Annotated in this window: 13 protein-coding genes, 2 tRNA genes, 1 rRNA gene and 1 riboswitch; of the genes, 4 read left to right on the forward strand and 12 right to left on the reverse strand. The window is 41.7% G+C overall.

The genetic code is table 11. The annotated features are described in order from the left end of the window. Positions 1–108: 108 nt before the first annotated feature. The 5 genes from ACE2AL_RS19640 to btuB form a co-directional block, all read right to left on the reverse strand. Positions 109–184, reverse strand: a tRNA-Ala gene (locus ACE2AL_RS19640). 155 nt (positions 185–339) lie between these two features. Next, positions 340–416, reverse strand: a tRNA-Ile gene (locus ACE2AL_RS19645). Between the two features lie 65 nt (positions 417–481). After that, positions 482–2,021, reverse strand: a 16S ribosomal RNA gene (locus ACE2AL_RS19650). Positions 2,022–2,452: 431 nt separating this feature from the next. Beyond that, a complete protein-coding gene (murI, locus tag ACE2AL_RS19655; RefSeq protein ID WP_272574414.1) occupies positions 2,453–3,316 on the reverse strand; it encodes a glutamate racemase in 864 nt (287 codons plus the stop codon). Beyond that, positions 3,261–5,117, reverse strand: a complete 1,857-nt coding sequence (btuB, locus tag ACE2AL_RS19660; RefSeq protein ID WP_272574413.1) for a TonB-dependent vitamin B12 receptor BtuB — start codon at positions 5,115–5,117, stop codon at positions 3,261–3,263. Before btuB ends, murI begins: the two co-directional genes overlap by 56 nt. A gap of 73 nt (positions 5,118–5,190) precedes the next feature. Next, a riboswitch (cobalamin riboswitch) is annotated at positions 5,191–5,473 on the reverse strand. Positions 5,474–5,583: 110 nt separating this feature from the next. On the opposite strand from btuB, the gene trmA reads away from it, so the two are divergent. Then, complete coding sequence (gene trmA, locus ACE2AL_RS19665) at positions 5,584–6,681, forward strand: tRNA (uridine(54)-C5)-methyltransferase TrmA (RefSeq protein WP_375083775.1); 1,098 nt, start codon at positions 5,584–5,586, stop codon at positions 6,679–6,681. A gap of 71 nt (positions 6,682–6,752) precedes the next feature. Here trmA and ACE2AL_RS19670 read toward each other — a convergent pair whose 3' ends face one another. Together ACE2AL_RS19670 and fabR are read right to left on the reverse strand one after the other, a co-directional pair. Beyond that, positions 6,753–7,148, reverse strand: coding sequence for a YijD family membrane protein (locus ACE2AL_RS19670; RefSeq protein WP_206085990.1), 396 nt, complete (start codon positions 7,146–7,148; stop codon positions 6,753–6,755). A gap of 12 nt (positions 7,149–7,160) precedes the next feature. Further along, positions 7,161–7,817, reverse strand: a complete 657-nt coding sequence (gene fabR / locus ACE2AL_RS19675) for an HTH-type transcriptional repressor FabR (protein WP_206085989.1) — start codon at positions 7,815–7,817, stop codon at positions 7,161–7,163. 422 nt (positions 7,818–8,239) lie between these two features. Here fabR and sthA point away from each other — a divergent pair, with 422 nt between their 5' ends. After that, on the forward strand, positions 8,240–9,637 hold the full coding sequence (gene sthA, locus ACE2AL_RS19680) for a Si-specific NAD(P)(+) transhydrogenase (protein ID WP_206085988.1): 1,398 nt from the start codon (positions 8,240–8,242) through the stop codon (positions 9,635–9,637). Between the two features lie 76 nt (positions 9,638–9,713). Here sthA and oxyR read toward each other — a convergent pair whose 3' ends face one another. After that, the gene (gene oxyR / locus ACE2AL_RS19685) at positions 9,714–10,619 is read right to left on the reverse strand and encodes a DNA-binding transcriptional regulator OxyR (protein ID WP_047756880.1); all 906 of its coding nucleotides are present in this window, start codon (positions 10,617–10,619) and stop codon (positions 9,714–9,716) included. Positions 10,620–11,924: 1,305 nt separating this feature from the next. On the opposite strand from oxyR, the gene ACE2AL_RS19690 reads away from it, so the two are divergent. After that, the gene (locus ACE2AL_RS19690) at positions 11,925–12,278 is read left to right on the forward strand and encodes a hypothetical protein (RefSeq protein WP_206085987.1); all 354 of its coding nucleotides are present in this window, start codon (positions 11,925–11,927) and stop codon (positions 12,276–12,278) included. Between the two features lie 64 nt (positions 12,279–12,342). On the opposite strand, the gene argH is transcribed toward ACE2AL_RS19690, so the two are convergent. From argH to argC, 4 genes are all read right to left on the reverse strand, one after another. Continuing rightward, complete coding sequence (gene argH, locus ACE2AL_RS19695; RefSeq protein ID WP_206085986.1) at positions 12,343–13,719, reverse strand: argininosuccinate lyase; 1,377 nt, start codon at positions 13,717–13,719, stop codon at positions 12,343–12,345. A 78-nt stretch (positions 13,720–13,797) separates the two neighbouring features. Continuing rightward, entirely contained in the window at positions 13,798–15,018 is a 1,221-nt protein-coding gene (locus ACE2AL_RS19700; RefSeq protein WP_206085985.1) for an argininosuccinate synthase, read from the reverse strand. Positions 15,019–15,062: 44 nt separating this feature from the next. Continuing rightward, on the reverse strand, positions 15,063–15,839 hold the full coding sequence (gene argB / locus ACE2AL_RS19705) for an acetylglutamate kinase (RefSeq protein WP_206085984.1): 777 nt from the start codon (positions 15,837–15,839) through the stop codon (positions 15,063–15,065). Positions 15,840–15,851: 12 nt separating this feature from the next. Next, positions 15,852–16,856: an N-acetyl-gamma-glutamyl-phosphate reductase gene (argC, locus tag ACE2AL_RS19710; protein ID WP_206085983.1), complete on the reverse strand. Its 1,005-nt coding sequence runs from the start codon at positions 16,854–16,856 to the stop codon at positions 15,852–15,854. 102 nt (positions 16,857–16,958) lie between these two features. Between argC and argE the strand changes: the two genes are divergently transcribed. Beyond that, positions 16,959–18,113 carry an acetylornithine deacetylase gene (gene argE, locus ACE2AL_RS19715; protein WP_206085982.1) on the forward strand — a complete coding sequence of 385 codons (1,155 nt, stop codon included), beginning with the start codon at positions 16,959–16,961 and terminating at the stop codon, positions 18,111–18,113. Positions 18,114–18,323: the final 210 nt, after the last annotated feature.

Consider the following 18,323-nt stretch of genomic DNA (forward strand, 5'->3'; position numbering starts at 1 on the left):
AACAATGTGTGTTGTTTTCAATTTTCAGCTTGTTCCAGATTGTTAAAGAGCATAATTATTCGCAATAGACTATTTGACTAATCTATTCTGAATAATCAGAAAAATTTATGGTGGAGCTAAGCGGGATCGAACCGCTGACCTCCTGCGTGCAAGGCAGGCGCTCTCCCAGCTGAGCTATAGCCCCATAAAGGTATTTTCGGTATCAAATATAAATAATAAAATCATTATTTCGTTTGCTATTAGTATACTCAACGTTACCAATTTTGTTTAGTCTAGGCGTGGTTTAGCGAAGTTTACAAAGGTAAACGAGCTGAACCGCAACAACGAATAAACAAAATTTGGTAGGCCTGAGTGGACTTGAACCACCGACCTCACCCTTATCAGGGGTGCGCTCTAACCACCTGAGCTACAAGCCTATCGATACCGCACTTTAATTTCATCAGACAATCTGTGTGAGCACTTCACAAAAACACTTCAATGGTAAGGAGGTGATCCAACCGCAGGTTCCCCTACGGTTACCTTGTTACGACTTCACCCCAGTCATGAATCACAAAGTGGTAAGCGCCCTCCCGAAGGTTAAGCTACCTACTTCTTTTGCAACCCACTCCCATGGTGTGACGGGCGGTGTGTACAAGGCCCGGGAACGTATTCACCGTAGCATTCTGATCTACGATTACTAGCGATTCCGACTTCATGGAGTCGAGTTGCAGACTCCAATCCGGACTACGACGTACTTTATGAGTTCCGCTTGCTCTCGCGAGGTCGCTTCTCTTTGTATACGCCATTGTAGCACGTGTGTAGCCCTACTCGTAAGGGCCATGATGACTTGACGTCATCCCCACCTTCCTCCGGTTTATCACCGGCAGTCTCCTTTGAGTTCCCGACCGAATCGCTGGCAACAAAGGATAAGGGTTGCGCTCGTTGCGGGACTTAACCCAACATTTCACAACACGAGCTGACGACAGCCATGCAGCACCTGTCTCAGAGTTCCCGAAGGCACCAAAGCATCTCTGCTAAGTTCTCTGGATGTCAAGAGTAGGTAAGGTTCTTCGCGTTGCATCGAATTAAACCACATGCTCCACCGCTTGTGCGGGCCCCCGTCAATTCATTTGAGTTTTAACCTTGCGGCCGTACTCCCCAGGCGGTCGATTTAACGCGTTAGCTCCGAAAGCCACTCCTCAAGGGAACAACCTTCAAATCGACATCGTTTACAGCGTGGACTACCAGGGTATCTAATCCTGTTTGCTCCCCACGCTTTCGCACCTGAGCGTCAGTCTTTGTCCAGGGGGCCGCCTTCGCCACCGGTATTCCTCCACATCTCTACGCATTTCACCGCTACACATGGAATTCTACCCCCCTCTACAAGACTCTAGCTGACCAGTCTTAGATGCCATTCCCAGGTTAAGCCCGGGGATTTCACATCTAACTTAATCAACCGCCTGCGTGCGCTTTACGCCCAGTAATTCCGATTAACGCTTGCACCCTCCGTATTACCGCGGCTGCTGGCACGGAGTTAGCCGGTGCTTCTTCTGTCGGTAACGTCAATCGTTGATGATATTAGCATCAACGCCTTCCTCCCGACTGAAAGTACTTTACAACCCTAGGGCCTTCTTCATACACGCGGCATGGCTGCATCAGGCTTGCGCCCATTGTGCAATATTCCCCACTGCTGCCTCCCGTAGGAGTCTGGGCCGTGTCTCAGTCCCAGTGTGGCTGATCATCCTCTCAGACCAGCTAGGGATCGTCGCCTAGGTGAGCCATTACCTCACCTACTAGCTAATCCCATATGGGTTCATCCGATAGCGCAAGGACCGAAGTTCCCCTGCTTTGCTCCTTAGAGATTATGCGGTATTAGCTACCGTTTCCAGTAGTTATCCCCCTCTATCGGGCAGATCCCCATACATTACTCACCCGTCCGCCGCTCGTCAGCGGGAAGCAAGCTTCCCCTGTTACCGCTCGACTTGCATGTGTTAGGCCTGCCGCCAGCGTTCAATCTGAGCCATGATCAAACTCTTCAATTAAAAAGCTTGATGCTCAAAGAATCTTTACTGTCGTATGTCTTCTTACGAAAACATATTACCTATTAGTTCATATATATGAATTAACGTGTTAGTCACTCTTCAAGACTTAAAATCAAATATTTTTTTGATAGTGTCCTGTGAGTGCCCACACAGATTGTCTGATAAATTGTTAAAGAGCGTTGCAGCATTTCATCGTGAAATTTGACCTTCTGGGTCGTTGCTGCGAGGTGACGTATATTACGTTTTTCTTTTAGAAAGTCAAGTGTTTATTTTCAACTTTTTCTTTCTTCACCTCTGTTATCACTGGGTTTCCCCTTTTCGCCGAATCGGTTTGTCGTGACAACGGATGCGCATTATAGGGAGTCAGAAAAATCTGGCAACCCCTTTTTTGCATTTTTTTTTCGTTCGCTCAGCTTTTCAGCAAATTTAAGTTAAAGCGCTAGTTTTTCCAGCGAAATAAACCCTTCAGTTTCAAGTACAGGCCTTAAATCTTGCACAGCATCATTCATTAAGAGGCAATAAGCGAAGTCTTCTTCGTTAGAATCATGAATTTCTGCCTGATTGTTTATCAGCCAAACGGCTCTTCTAGCGATAGCAGAACCTGAATCTATAAACCTTGTTCCATCTGGTAAGACTTTTTCGAGTTCTTCTATTAATAGAGGGAAATGGGTACAGCCTAAAATAACCGTGTCTGGCGGTTCAGGCATTCTGATCCACGACCTTACCGTTTGAGCCACTTCATCTAACGGTAAAGTTTCCCCATGTAACTTTCTTTCTGCCAATTGGACTAATTCAGCAGAGCCCAGCGAAACCACTTTGCAGTCCGTAGCGAAACGGTCAATTAATTCTTTCGTGTACTCGCGATTCACAGTGCCTTTCGTGGCTAATAAACCGACCACGCCATTACGCGTGAGTTTAGTAGCAGGCTTGATTGCAGGAACCACACCGACTACAGGGAAAGTAAAGTGCGCTCTTAGATTAGGCAAACTGACGGTACTTGCAGTATTACATGCAATGATCGCAATTGTTAAAGGATGCTTTGCTGCTATTGCATTAACAATTTGATAGACCCTATCAATAATAAACTCTTCACTTTTTTCACCATACGGAAAAGCTTCGTTATCGAATGCATATATATAGTGCGCATTCGGGATCAGTTTTTTAACTTCGCGATAGACAGATAACCCGCCCACTCCTGAGTCAAACACAAGAATGGTCGGGCGAACAGATAAGGTGTTATCAGAAGTTGTAGCTTCCGGTAAGGAAATATTCTCTTCCAGCGGTGCGATAACCATACGCGGTCTCATAGTCTTTATCGAACATATTAGCTATTTTACCACGAATTGTGAGATGTGAAGTGATTGGATATGCAGCTGTGAGATCCCAAAGGCTAACGCCGCCGAGTTTTAGCTCCTGTGAAGAACCGTTGTCATAGAATGCAGTATCATAACGAGAGCCTATATACTGGTAAGTTAGCCCCATATCTACTGAATATATTGGCCAGTCTAATTGGTATTTGACCTGCTGTTTTGCTCTACGAGATAAAATTTTGTTAGTTTTATCATTTCTAGGATCAAGGTATTGCAATGTTACATTATGATGAAAAGTGCCAATTTGAAGCTCACCAGTCCACTCTACGCCTTTAATTACTGCTTTATCAACATTATAATATTGCCAATTTGTACCTGAATTCGATGTTATAAGATTATCAATATCATTTCGATAAGCTGTGAAACTCCAATAAAGAGGCCCAGTAACTCCTTCAACTCCCCCTTCCCATTGTTTACTTTCTTCAGGTTTTAAATTCTCATTAGGCCCCCACTTGCCATACAATTGGTCAAGTGTTGGTGCCTTATAAGCTGTTGCATAAGAACCTATTAATTTATACCCTTCAATAAATTCCCAACCAGCACCTGCTTGCCAAGTTGAATGCCATCCATATTCAGAGTGATGGTCACTACGAATTGCGCTTTCAATCGTTACATTATTAAATTGGTTTTGCCCTGTGATATATAACCCAGTGTCCTCTACAGAATGCTTTTTAGGAATAAAATTACTATTTGGTTGAATAGATTGTTTATTCCAATCAATCCCCGTACTAAGACCACCATGTTCTAATTTAAAGTTATTTCCCCATTGAACATTATATTGCTCAGAGTCCTTAATTGTTGATGATGAGTCATATCTTCCCTTTTTAGGATCAAAATCATAGTCTTTAACACGACTATAACTCGTTATTAACTGAGTCGAATAATTTCCTTTTATCAACTGTAAGCCAGTATCATAACTACGGCTTGATAGTTCTCGGGTATCAACACTTCCCCAACTTGCATCATATTTTGTTCTATTGTCATAGCCATGAGCCCTTACGAAGCCACTAAACTCATCATTAAATTGATGCTCAAGCCCCAACCATAATGTTTTATTCATAAAGCCATCACGATCTGGCTGCGGATTACCTCCCGTATTGCCTCTGGCTTCAACATCAAATCCCCAAGTGTAATTATATGAGCCTGATGCTGTTAGTTTTGTTTTTTCACCAATCTGGTGTTGAGTCGAGCCTGTATAATTTTGATATCCATAGCTTCCAATAGTAGCTTCTAGTGTAGTTCCTACCTCTGATCTACCAGTAATAATGTTAATTACACCGCCAATTGCATCGGATCCATAAACCGCCGAACGAGCACCCCGAATATACTCGATACGTTGAACCATCGATAACGGGATTTGACTCATATCCGAAGAACCAGCAACACCAGCTTGATTCAAACGAATACCATCAACGAGAACTAAAACATGCCCAGCATTTGCCCCTCGGACATATAAAGAACTTAACTGCCCTCTTCCTCCATATTGAACAATATCCACTCCTGGTAAACGTCTTAACACATCAATCACGGTATTTGACTGCCAATGATCAATATCTTCACGAGTGACCACTGTCACGGGCGCTAATATAGAAGAAATTGGTTGTTCGAAACGATTGGCTGATACGACAACTTCGTCAGCTTTATTATTTGCACTTGCCAGAGAAGAAACACCGCATAACACTGCCACAGCAGCGGCCGATAACGGCAGCAACTTGTTATTATTCATTATGATTACACTCGGAAAATCAATTAAATTAAAATTCCGCGAAGTTGAATAAAAGGTTCGCGCTGATATTCAACAAAGCGATAAGACGTGTGGCAGGTATCGGACTCATAAGTTCCAAAGCGTTATTTCTATAATAAAAGAAACAGAAAAATGCTTGTATATATCCTAAATAATTCAAGCTACATGTAGGCGGCAAGCGAAGACATCCCTAGGAGCATACTGAAGTATGTGACTAGGGTAGCTGAGCGATGCTAACACCCATGTAGCTTGAAGAATAACGGGGATACCTTAATTACCGTTGCGCGTCAGTCTTGGATTTCAACCAAATTCCCTCAACCACACACTGTTATCGTAAGTTGAATAGTTATGAGTGTCTACGGATCGATAATGAAAACTGGACATCTTCGCCGCATTCCCTACAATTTCGCCCCTGATATGAATTTTTTACTGTTTTATGGGGCCAAGTATGCCAAACACGTTGCACACCAAAGACTACGAACTGCAACTCGCAGAGAAAACTGACCGTTTAAAGGCTATGATGGCCCCGTTTAACGCACCTGAACCTGAAATTTTTTCATCTCCAACCTCGCATTACCGGATGCGGGCAGAGTTCAGAGTTTGGCATGATAATGATGATTTGTTTCATATCATGTTTGATAAAGAGACCAAAGAACGTATCCGTGTTGACCAATTCCCAGTGGCGAGTCAATTAATTAATGACATGATGGCTGAATTGCTACCATTAATTAAACAGAATGAATTACTACGCCATAAGTTATTCCAAATCGACTATTTGTCGACACTGAGCAACAAACTGATCGTTTCACTGCTTTACCATAAAAAATTAGGCGATGAATGGACCGCTGAGGCGAAAAGTTTAAAAGCCACATTGGTGGAAAAAGGCTTTGACCTGCAGTTAATCGGCCGCGCCTCAAAAACTAAAATCATGCTTGATAATGATTATGTAGATGAAGTGCTACTTGTAAATGGTAAGGATATGGTTTATCGCCAAGTTGAAAATAGCTTCACGCAGCCGAATGCACAGGTCAATATTAAAATGCTGGAATGGGCAATTGCCGCGACGCAAAATTCAACGGGTGACTTATTAGAATTGTATTGCGGAAATGGAAACTTTTCCTTGGCATTAGCACAAAACTTTGAACGTGTTTTAGCCACTGAAATTGCTAAACCTTCCGTTGCTGCAGCGCAATATAATATAGAAGCAAACAACATTAATAATGTGCAAATTATCCGAATGTCTGCTGAAGATTTTACCCAAGCAATGCAAGGGGCACGTGAATTTAGACGTTTGGAAGGTATTACACTAACGGATTACCAATGTAATACGATTTTTGTTGACCCACCACGTAGTGGTTTAGATGATAAAACCGTAGAACTTGTCCAGGGATACGACCATATTTTGTATATTTCCTGTAACCCAGAAACCCTTTGCGATAATTTAGTTGAGCTGACAAAAACGCATAAAATTGAGAAGCTAGCCTTGTTCGACCAATTCCCTTATACCCATCATATGGAAAGTGGTGTTTTATTAACGCGTCGCTAATTTTTAAATATATTCATAATCCATATAAGAACGCCGCAATATCCTGCGGCGTTTTAGTCTAAATACGTTTTTTAAACTTCGTTTTCAGTTTCTTGTTCAAGTGCTAGCTCAGCTTTTTCTTTCTTACGCGCTTTCCAGCTTGCATACATCCATAACGCTAGAATCACGATAAACGTCGCTGGAATAAAGTTAGAACCAATTTCAGGGTTCTGAACGCGTAAAATCGCGGCATAACCAAAGATCCCAATGAAAAAGCTGCCTGCAACAAATTTAGGGAGTCCGATTGGCATCGCTTGGTGTAAGTAGCGTTGGTGTAAACAATACGCAGCCAATACTAAGGTCAAAATTGGAAAAAATGAAAAGTCGACTAGCGAGTTGAACAACGTTGAAAAGGTTCCATGGGTTGCAAGTCCGATAACAAAGGCGAGCAATAGTGTACTTCTTTCATAACTTTTTTGATCCGTCATTGATTCTCCTTATTATTTAGTAAGGTCTGGGTCAGTTTGATTTTGTTTTTCCTGTTCACGGCGGTACCAATAGTAGGCGCCTTTAGCAATCATTCTTAACTGTAATACCAGCCGTTCTTCAAGATGTCTGCGTTTTTCTTCGTCAATATCAAGCGCTTCTGCGCCTGCACTAAAGACTATCGTTACCATCGCTTCAGCCTGCATCTCAGTAAAATGGCGAGGCATGCGACTTTCAAGTTCAAGGTAATCAGCTAATTCCGCAATAAAATGTTGAATTTCCCTTGCAACGGCAGCACGAAACTCAGCTGATGTGCCTGAACGCTCACGCAATAATAACCTAAAGGCATTGGGGTTATTACCAATAAACTCCATAAAAGTTGAGACTGATGTGCGGATCACACTCCCACCTTTTGCGATACGCTGCCTCGCTTGTCGCATCAGTTGACGTAACATCAAGCCACTTTCATCGACCATTGTTAGGCCGAGTTCATCAACGTCTTTGAAATGACGATAAAATGACGTTGGTGCAATGCCTGCTTCTCGAGCAACTTCACGTAAACTTAAGCTCGTAAAACTCCGTTCAGCGCTTAATTGGCTAAATGCGGCTTCGACGAGTGAACGCCGAGTTTTTTCTTTTTGTTTTGCTCTAACGCCAATAGTGTTACTCACGGTGATCCTAATTTCTATGTCATTAAATATTAATGAACGCATTATTGAAGGTTAATAATAAGCAAGAGTTCACCTTCTAGCATACCTGAAATTTCTTAATCTGGTTTAGAGAAAAATCGACTCTTACTGCAAATTAGCAATTTTCAGAATTTCGCATATTACCGACACCGCTTTCTTATATAGAGAAATGTTCTCACTTCCTTCTACCCTACCTGAACCCTAAAAAATAGATTCACCAAAAATGCACTTTATTTTTTGCTTTTCCCAGATGTGCTTTCTTCTCGAATTTCAGATTGAAGTAAATCAGTGAAAGAGATTCACGACGTTTTAATTAGAAAGACAAAGGGAACGGGAAATTAGGCGAAATAACCAACTAATGATAACATCTTGTTGTCATTTTGTTTTAGAGCAGGTCTTACCTCATGCAACTTACCCATTTTGATGCAATAGTTATTGGTTCTGGTCCTGGTGGCGAAGGCGCCGCGATGGGGCTGGTAAAACAAGGAAAAAACGTTGCTGTTATAGAACGTTATAATAATGTCGGCGGAGGCTGTACCCACTGGGGAACAATTCCCTCTAAAGCCCTCCGTCATGCTGTTAGTCGTATTATCGAATTCAATCAAAACCCCCTTTATAGCGATAACTCCCGTAGCTTAAGCTCCTCTTTCTCTGAAATTCTGCAACATGCGGAAACGGTCATTAGCCAACAAACTCGCATGCGCCAAGGGTTTTATGAGCGAAACGGTTGCCAGATGTTTTCGGGTGAAGCCACGTTTATTGATGATCAACATGTTAGTGTACGTTACGCCGATGGAAGCTGTGATGTTTTAAGTGCCGATAAGATAGTAATAGCAACGGGTTCACGCCCTTATTGCCCTTCGGATGTCGATTTCAACCATTCGCGAATTTATAACAGCGATACAATCCTCAACCTTACCCATGAACCTCGCCATGTTATTATTTATGGTGCAGGTGTTATTGGTTGTGAATACGCCTCAATCTTTCGCGGATTAGGTGTGAAAGTAGACTTAATCAATACGCGAGATCATTTATTAGCCTTCCTCGACCAAGAAATGTCTGATGCATTGTCTTACCATTTTTGGAATAGTGGCGTTGTCATTCGCCATAATGAAGAATATGAAAAAATCGAAGGTGTCGATGATGGTGTTATTGTTCACTTGAAATCTGGCAAGAAAGTGAAAGCTGACTGCCTATTATATGCCAACGGAAGAACGGGTAATACAGATGGCTTAGGCCTTGCAAATGTTGGCATTGACGCGGATGGCCGTGGTCTTGTTAAAGTGAATAAAGCTTACCGCACAACGAATGAACATATCTATGCTGTCGGTGATGTGATTGGTTATCCAAGTCTCGCTTCTGCGGCTTATGACCAAGGTCGAATTGCAGCACGTGCAATCGGTGGTAGTCTTGGTGATGCGCATTTAGTGGAAGATATTCCAACGGGCATTTATACCATTCCTGAAATAAGCTCTGTGGGTAAAACCGAACAAGAACTTACTGCAATGAAAGTGCCTTATGAAGTCGGCCGTGCACAATTCAAACATTTAGCACGTGCGCAAATTGCGGGAATGAATGTCGGTAGTTTGAAAATCTTATTTCATCGTGAAACATTGCAAATATTAGGTATTCACTGTTTCGGCGAAAGAGCGGCTGAAATTATACATATCGGCCAAGCGATTATGGAACAAAAAGGTGAAGGCAATACTATCGAATATTTTGTGAACACGACGTTCAATTACCCAACGATGGCAGAGGCTTTTCGCGTTGCGGCATTAAATGGTTTAAATCGACTATTTTAATTGCCTGTCTTGATGGTTGCCTCTTTTTGGCAACCATCATATCAATCTACTAAACGTTTATTTTAGCGCTTTATTCCTAAACTCTGTTTTTATAATAATTATCCATTGAGTTATAAATAGTTTCAGCTAATTGTTCATAGCGACCACGTAAAGGTGAACCTGGGCGATATACCAGAACAATTGTCCGCTTAGGTTCAGGCTCAATACAATTTAAGTAACACACGCCATCACGACACGCTTCATTTGGCACCGCCAAATCAGGTAAAAGTGTAATGCCACTTCCCGCTGCAACCATATTTCTTAATGTCTCTAAACTGGTTGCCCTAAAATGCGTATCTTCTTTTGCACCTGCTTGAAAACAAAAACCCATTGCTTGGTCACGTAAGCAATGCCCATCTTCTAACATTAATAATTTTTCACCTGACAGCTCCCCCATTTCAATGGTGTCGCGGTCATGCCATGGATGGCTTTCATAAATAGCCAGTTTCATTGGTTCTTCAAATAAAGGCACAACAATAAATGGCGCTGTTTCTTTCACATCAGCCAAAATTGCACAATCTAATTTGCCGCTATCTAATTGAGCTAATAGTTGCTGAGTTTGTGCTTCATGTAAGTAAATTTCTAACTTAGGATGAGCTTGGTGTAATTGTGGGATGATATGAGGTAATAAGTAAGGTGCGACCGTTGGTATTAAGCCTATATGCAGTGGGCCAGACATGCTTTCCCCTTGCAGAGCAGCCATTTCTTGCAACACTTTTATTTCTCGCAAAATAGTTCGAGCCTGTTCAACAAGTAATAAACCTTGCTGGGTAAAAAGAACTTTACGGCTCGTTCTTTCTAATAACATGACGCCGAGCTCTTCTTCTAATTTACGAATTTGACCGCTTAATGTTGGTTGGCTGACATGACAAGAATCCGCGGCGCGTCTAAAGTGTTTATGTTCGGCGAGTGCAACGAGGTACTCTAAATCTCGAATATTCATATTTCTTTTCCTTTCGTGAATTCTTTGTCAAACCAAAGATAGATAATACCAATCACTATATCGATATTGTTCTGTTTTATCTATTAATAAATTAATAAATATCGCCATACTTCACTTTTCATACAATTTCATGCAATAAAATGAAATAATTTGCAATATTTAGAAATAAAATTGTATCCCATGTTTTTGATTGGTGATATTGATGACAACTCAAAAATAATTAAATTTATTAACCATACAGTTTTCGAGATAAAGACCCAAATAGATGTAATATTCGTGTTTTTATAATATGTAACTCGTACCTTTTATTCTTAAAGCGTACAAAACAATTAAATTATTTTTGTCGAAAAAAAGCAACCATTGGCTTACTAGAAGTATTTATTAGATGGACACGCTAATATGAAGACTGAGTATATCGATATTAATAAACTGGCATATACAACTAAAGCCTCAATACTTTCAAATCACCTTGGAAGTTATGAATTCGAATGGCTGCGAAATGATCATAAAGAAGGGCTCGTTAAAATTAGATATCAATAAACTAAAAAGAGTGTTTCGAAAGGGCTCTAATAAAGAGCCCTTCAGACTGCTGACAGACCGATTAGGTTTGACTGCAGGTTGAATAGGTTTTGAAAATAAATTAGGAAAATCAATTTATTGATTTTCGGCTGATAACACAAAGCAGGAAAAACCACGTTTTTATCCTGCTTTGTCAACAACCTCAAGGGCTCTAATAAAGAGCCCTTTCTCAGATTGAGGGTCACCATAAACCTTATTGTTTTATTTAGTATCCCTCTAAACGTTAATAAATTACCTAGATAAAGTTATATTTATTTTCATGGTTGAAATATTTTGTTATATTTTCTTTCACCCACCGTTAAACTTTGTAAGATTTTATATAAAAATAAATGTAAAATCACGATTCCTTTCTGTTAAATCCCCACAAAAAGTTATTACACGCTTATAACCCTACTCCGTTCGCTAGAAGATCAAACCAACCAAAAGCACACCAAGAAAGTATAAAACCATAAAATTATGCAAAAATAGCAATTAATTAGAATTTTACACCACTTAAAACCAAAAGGGCAATTTAATAAACTAATGTAATCACGTTAGTTATCTTTATATTTTTAAACATTTCATTTTTTTGATTTACACATTTCTGGCATTTTTTTAATTATAATTCCTTCCCTCAAAACATCAGGGAATATTAATCACGAATTATTATTTTTAATCTATATAAGACATCTTCAATTTAAACATACAGCAAGTTGATTCACTAAAAATCAATGACGGAATACTATTATGAAAAATTCACTATTAATGTTAAAAAAATCATGTATTTGCTCATTAACCAGCTTATTTCTTGTAGCCGCTTTTACATCAATGAATGTGAATGCCAGCAATGATGAACACACCGGTATTATTCAATTTTCGGGTGCCATTGTATTTCCATCATGCTTCAATGAAATCAATGAAAAAAATATCAAAATGAAATGTTTGAATAGCCAATCGGATATGGTTACTAATAAAATAGACTTAAATGATGTGACAAATATCCAAGGGTGGAAAGTCATCAATGATGGTAGGGGTGAGTATTCATATAATTGGGTAAATGAGGATAAACAGATGGGAATGCTGACGATTAAATATATTTAATCAGAAACACGTTATGGGAATAGGGGTAGTCATACTACCCCCCATTTTAATATTCAACTCGCTATCACAGCCCCAATCGACTCTTCGCTTCCACTATCGCTTTCGCCACTTGTTTCTGAGATACCCCACCTTTTGCAAGCCGTTTATCTAAACATGATTGCAGCGAGAGAACCTCATATACATCTAATTGAATTGTTTCACTGAATTTCTGCAGATCGCTTAACGCCATTTCCTCTAACGCTTTACCTTGTGCTATTGCAGTCACCACCGCTTCACCCACAATATGGTGTGCTTCACGGAATGGAACACCTTTCGCCACTAGATAATCCGCCAGCTCCGTTGCATTTGCATAACCTTGTTTTGCTGCCTCTTCACAACGCGGACGACGAATTTGAATACCATCAAGAACCAGCGCAGCCATGTGTATGCAATCTAACCAAGTATCTAATGCATCAAACAGGCCTTCTTTGTCTTCTTGCATATCTTTGTTATATGCAAGGGGCAATCCTTTGAGTGTCATCATCATGCCAGTAAGAGCGCCTTGGACACGACCACATTTTCCACGGATCAATTCCAGTGCATCAGGGTTTTTCTTTTGTGGCATTAATGAAGAACCTGACGTTACTTTGTCAGATAACTCAACAAAACCCGCCTCCCCACTATTAAAGAAAATTAAATCCTCAGCGAAACGAGATAAATGCACCATACCAATGCTGGCATCAGATAGCAGTTCGAGAACGTGGTCTCTATCAGAAACGGTATCAAGGCTGTTACGCGTTGCCGATGAAAAACCTAACCAAGAAGCCAACTGCTCACGGTCAATATCGTACGCTGTGCCCGCTAATGCCCCGCAACCTAATGGACTAACATCCAAACGTTTTAAGGTATCTTTTAAGCGGCTTTCATCACGCGCTAACATTTCACCATAGGCTAAACACCAATGAGCAAATGTCACTGGTTGCGCTCGTTGTAAATGGGTATAGCCTGGCATCACGGCATCTTGATTATTTTCTGCAGTGATCACTAACGCTTTCTGTAGCTCAGTGACTGCTTCAAGTAATAATGCGACTTGGTCTTTACACCACAGTTTTAAATCTGTCGCCACTTGGTCATTACGGCTACGTCCTGTATGCAGCTTTTTACCCAAATCACCAACTTTATCAATCAGCTTACCTTCAACCCAACTGTGAATATCTTCCGCATCGCTTTGCAAAATAATGTCAGGGTTATCTTGAACTTCTTTTAATAATGTATTTAACGCTTGTTCTAAAGATTGCTGTTCGCTCTCTGTCAACACCCCGACGGTGACCAATGATTTTGACCATGCGACTGAACCGATAATATCTTGTTGCGCCAAGCGATAATCGAAACGCAATGAATCATTAAATTGTTTAAACCGCTGATCTGCCTGCTGACTAAAACGTCCACCCCAAAGTGCCATAACGGATCCCTACCTGATTGATAAAATAAGTTTTTAACACCCGACAGCTGTGTAACTGCCGGGTTACTGCGATTAGCTTTATTTTGCTTTGTTTTGTTCTTTCAGCGCACGAATACGTGAGGACAGGGAATAAAGACGGATAAACCCACCAGCGTGGCTGTGGTCGTAAACTTCATCTTCACCAAATGTCGCAAATTCTTCAGAGTACAAACTCTTATCCGCTTTTTTCTGAATCGCTGTTACTTGGCCTTTATACAGTTTCAGTACCACTTCACCCGTGACGTCTTGTGCTAAGGACTCTGCCGCTGCTTGTAATGAATGACGTAATGGCGCGAACCAACGGCCATCATAGACCACATACGACATTTCTAAACCTAGCTGCTCACGCCATTTGTAGCTGTCACGGTCTAATACTAATTGCTCAATCCCACGCAGCGCAGCCATCATAATGGTGCCTCCTGGGGTTTCATAGCAACCACGAGATTTCATACCGACTAAACGGTTTTCAACGATGTCGATACGGCCAACACCGTGTTTCGCACCCAGCGTGTTCAGTGCTTCTAAACACCCTAGAGGAGACAATGCCTTACCGTTAACAGAAACCACTTCGCCTTGTTTCACACCAACAGTCACCAGTTCCGCTTCATCTGGCGCATCTTGCGGATCAACAGTCCATACCCAGCAATCTTGGTTGGCTGCATTCCATGTGCTTTCTAATACGCCACCTTCAGTGGAAATATGCCATGCGTTTTCATCACGGCTATAGATTTTTTCAAGACTCGCTGTTGTCGGGATGTTACGCTCTTTCAGGTAATCGAGCAGCGCTTCACGAGAACGCAAATCCCACTCACGCCATGGTGCAACCACTTGCAGTTGCGGTGCTAACGCCGTATAGGTGCTTTCGAAACGCACTTGGTCGTTTCCTTTACCCGTTGCACCGTGAGCAACGGCATCCGCACCCACTTTTAATGCGATTTCAACTTGTGCTTTCGCAATAATTGGGCGAGCCATTGATGTGCCTAATAAATAGCTACCTTCATATAACGCACCCGTTTTTAATACTGGATAGATATATTCTTTGATGAACTCTTCACGTAAATCAACGACATAGCATTCTGATGCGCCTGATTGCAGTGCTTTTTTCTCAACACCAACGAGATCTTCCCTGTCTTGTCCCACATCGGCAACGAATGCAACCACTTCACAACCGTCATAGTTTTCTTTCAACCATGGAATAATTGCCGAGGTATCTAAACCACCAGAGTATGCTAATACAATCTTTTTAATGCCCTTTTTCATAACGTACCTATCCGCTCAATTAATTTTTTATGTGTATGGCTCGATTACGATGCCAAGATCCGAGTTCCAATTGCTGTACCATTAAACAGCTCAGGAAGTTGTTCTGCGTGACGCCAACTTGCAATATCGACGGAGCGTTGTAGTGCGTTAGCTGCGTCTAATGCAGCATTCACCTTAACAATCATTCCATCTGTAATAATTCCTTGGTCGATGAGTTTCTGCGCTTTTTGCGTGGTCATCTCATCAATTTTTTGGCCTTTACCATCTAAAATGCCACTGACATCCGACAATAAAACCAGATCGGCATTGAGTGCTTGGGCTACAGCGGTTGCGGCTTGGTCTGCATTCACATTCATCAGCTCACCTTGTGCAGTGATCCCAATAGAACTGATGATTGGCAAATAACCCGCACTAAGCAGCAATTTTAATAGTTTGGCGTCACCTGGTTTTGCATTCCCAACATGACCCAGTTCGTCATTTAACTGTGTGACAACCGCACTTTGTCCGTCACCGAGTGATAACCCCACCGCGGGCAACTGGTGTTTGATGCTCCATGCCAGTAAGGTTTTATTTGCCGTACCCGCTAAAGCCCCCGTAATAATGTCAATTTGATCCGCGGGTGTGACACGCAGTCCTTGCTTTTTCACCACAGGAAGTTGCAGTTTCTGCATTAATTCATCAACTAGACAGCCTCCACCATGGACAATTACCAGCTCACGCTTATGCGTTTGGCGGTAAGTTTGAATGGCAGTAAAAAGTTTTTCTAACGCTTCGGTACTATCGAGTAACACACCGCCCAATTTAATCACTAAGGGTTGCATGGGTTGTCCTTATTAAAGTAATGACTGAGTTTCATTGAAACCAAAACGAATATTCATGCACTGTACAGCCTGTGCAGCGGCACCTTTTAGTAGGTTATCTTCTGTACCGACTAAAATCAGGTGTTCCCCTTTCAATACATAACCGATATCACAAAACGGTGTGCCGACCACCGATTTCAATGCAGGAACGCCTTTATCATATAAACGCACCAATGGTTTGTTTTGATATGCTTCTTTAAACGTTTCGCCAATTTTCTCTGCCGTAACACCTGCTTTCACCTTGCATGTAATAGTGGCAAGGATCCCCCTTGAGAAGTTGCCCAGATGCGGCGTGAAAATCACTTCTTGCCCTAAATGTGTGGAGATTTCAGGTTGATGGCGATGGGTGAAAATACCGTATGGCTGCAAACTCACTTCACAGAAGCTATTTGTCATTGAGGCCTTACGCCCTGCCCCTGACACACCACTGGTTGCATTGATAACAGGCCACATGTTGTTGTCTAATAATTTTGCGTCAATTAACGGCTTTAACGCGAGCTGTGAAACGGTTGGGTAACAGCCTGGCACTGCAACTAATTGAGCTTGACGAATTTTATCGGCTTGCCATTCTGCCAAACCGTAAACTGCTTGCATTAACCATTCGGTATTTGTATGTTCAAAGCCATAGTATTGCGTGTAGAACGCAGGATCTTGAACGCGGTAAGCACCCGACAAATCGAATACCACACAGCCTGCCTCAAGGAATTGCGGAGCGATATCGTGGCTTACTTCGTGCGCCGTGGCGAGGAAAACAACATCAATACCTTTTGCCGCCTCAGCCACATCAGTTAATGGCTGTACAGGAAGGTCAATAATGCCTTTATACTGAGGATATAAATCAGAAAAACATTTATTTGCATCGGCACTTTGCTTCGATACCATCAACCCTTGAAGGTTAATTTCAGGATGACGTTGCAAATAAGCGGCTAATTCTGCTCCAGTATAGCCACTAGCCCCGATAATGAGTGTGTTCAACATGTGCTTTCTACCTTGTACTCGTGACTCAAACAGTTTAATGTGTATTTTTATTCAAATAAAGTGCATGAATATTGATACTATTATGGATTAAGGCTGTCAACAGTGAATATTAAATTACCTGCATTTATTGAGATTTATCGTCAATTAATTGCCACTCCATCGATTAGTGCAACTGATTCTCATTTGGATCAAAGCAATAAAGCCCTTGTGGAACTCCTTGGTGGATGGTTAGAGACGCTGGGGTTTTCGGTCAATATTCAGCCCGTACCGGAAACACGTGATAAATATAACCTGCTGGCTTCCATTGGAGAGGGTAATGGCGGCCTGATGCTATGTGGGCATACCGATACTGTGCCTTTTGATGATGGACGTTGGAGTAAAAACCCTTTCGAGCTTACTGAACATGATGGTAAGCTTTACGGTCTTGGTACTGCTGACATGAAAGGCTTTTTTGCTTTTATTGTCGATGCATTGCGCGATATGGATCTTGCCAAACTCAAGCGCCCTCTGCATATCCTTGCGACAGCCGATGAAGAAACCTCGATGGCAGGAGCCCGTTACTTTGCAGCGAATACAGCACTGCGCCCTGATTTTGCCATTATCGGTGAGCCAACCTCATTACAACCGATACGTGCACATAAAGGCCATTTATCTAACGCTATCCGCATTACGGGGCAATCGGGACATTCAAGTGACCCTGAACGTGGTGTAAATGCCATTGAGCTGATGCATGAGTCGATTTCTCATTTAATGACGCTGCGTAACACATTGAAAGAGCGTTTTAATAACCCAGCTTTCGTGATCCCTTATCCCACCATGAACTTTGGTCATATTCATGGCGGTGATGCGGCGAACCGTATTTGTGGTTGCTGTGAATTACATATGGATATTCGCCCATTACCAGGGCTGACATTGCAAGATTTGGATGAGCTATTGAATGATGCACTCGAACCTGTGCGGGCAAGATGGCCAGGTCGTTTGGCGATTGAGTCAATGCACCCACCGATCCCAGGTTATGAATGCCCGACAGACCACAAAATGGTCGCCGTGATTGAGCAGTTACTGGGTCAAAAAGCGGATACCGTGAACTACTGTACCGAAGCGCCATTTATTCAAGAACTTTGCCCTACTTTAGTCCTCGGCCCAGGTTCTATTGAACAAGCTCATCAACCCGATGAATTTATCGATATGCGCTTTATCGAACCTACTCGCCAATTAATTAGCCAAATGATTGAGCATTTCTGTTTCACCGAATAAATCTAACTAGCCACTCATATAAACGCGACGCTGAAAAGAGTCGCGTTTTTTTATCATGAATTTTTTTCCTGTTCTGACTGAAAAAACATCAGCGACATAATTTAATTTAAGTATTGACTATTGATACCGATCTGGTAATTTCTATTTAGACGTCTAAACGTATAGATGCATACATGGATATAATAATTTACAAAGATAATAGTTAGTCTG

Origin of the sequence: Providencia xihuensis, from assembly GCF_041953405.1 — a bacterium.
GTDB lineage: Bacteria > Pseudomonadota > Gammaproteobacteria > Enterobacterales > Enterobacteriaceae > Providencia > Providencia vermicola.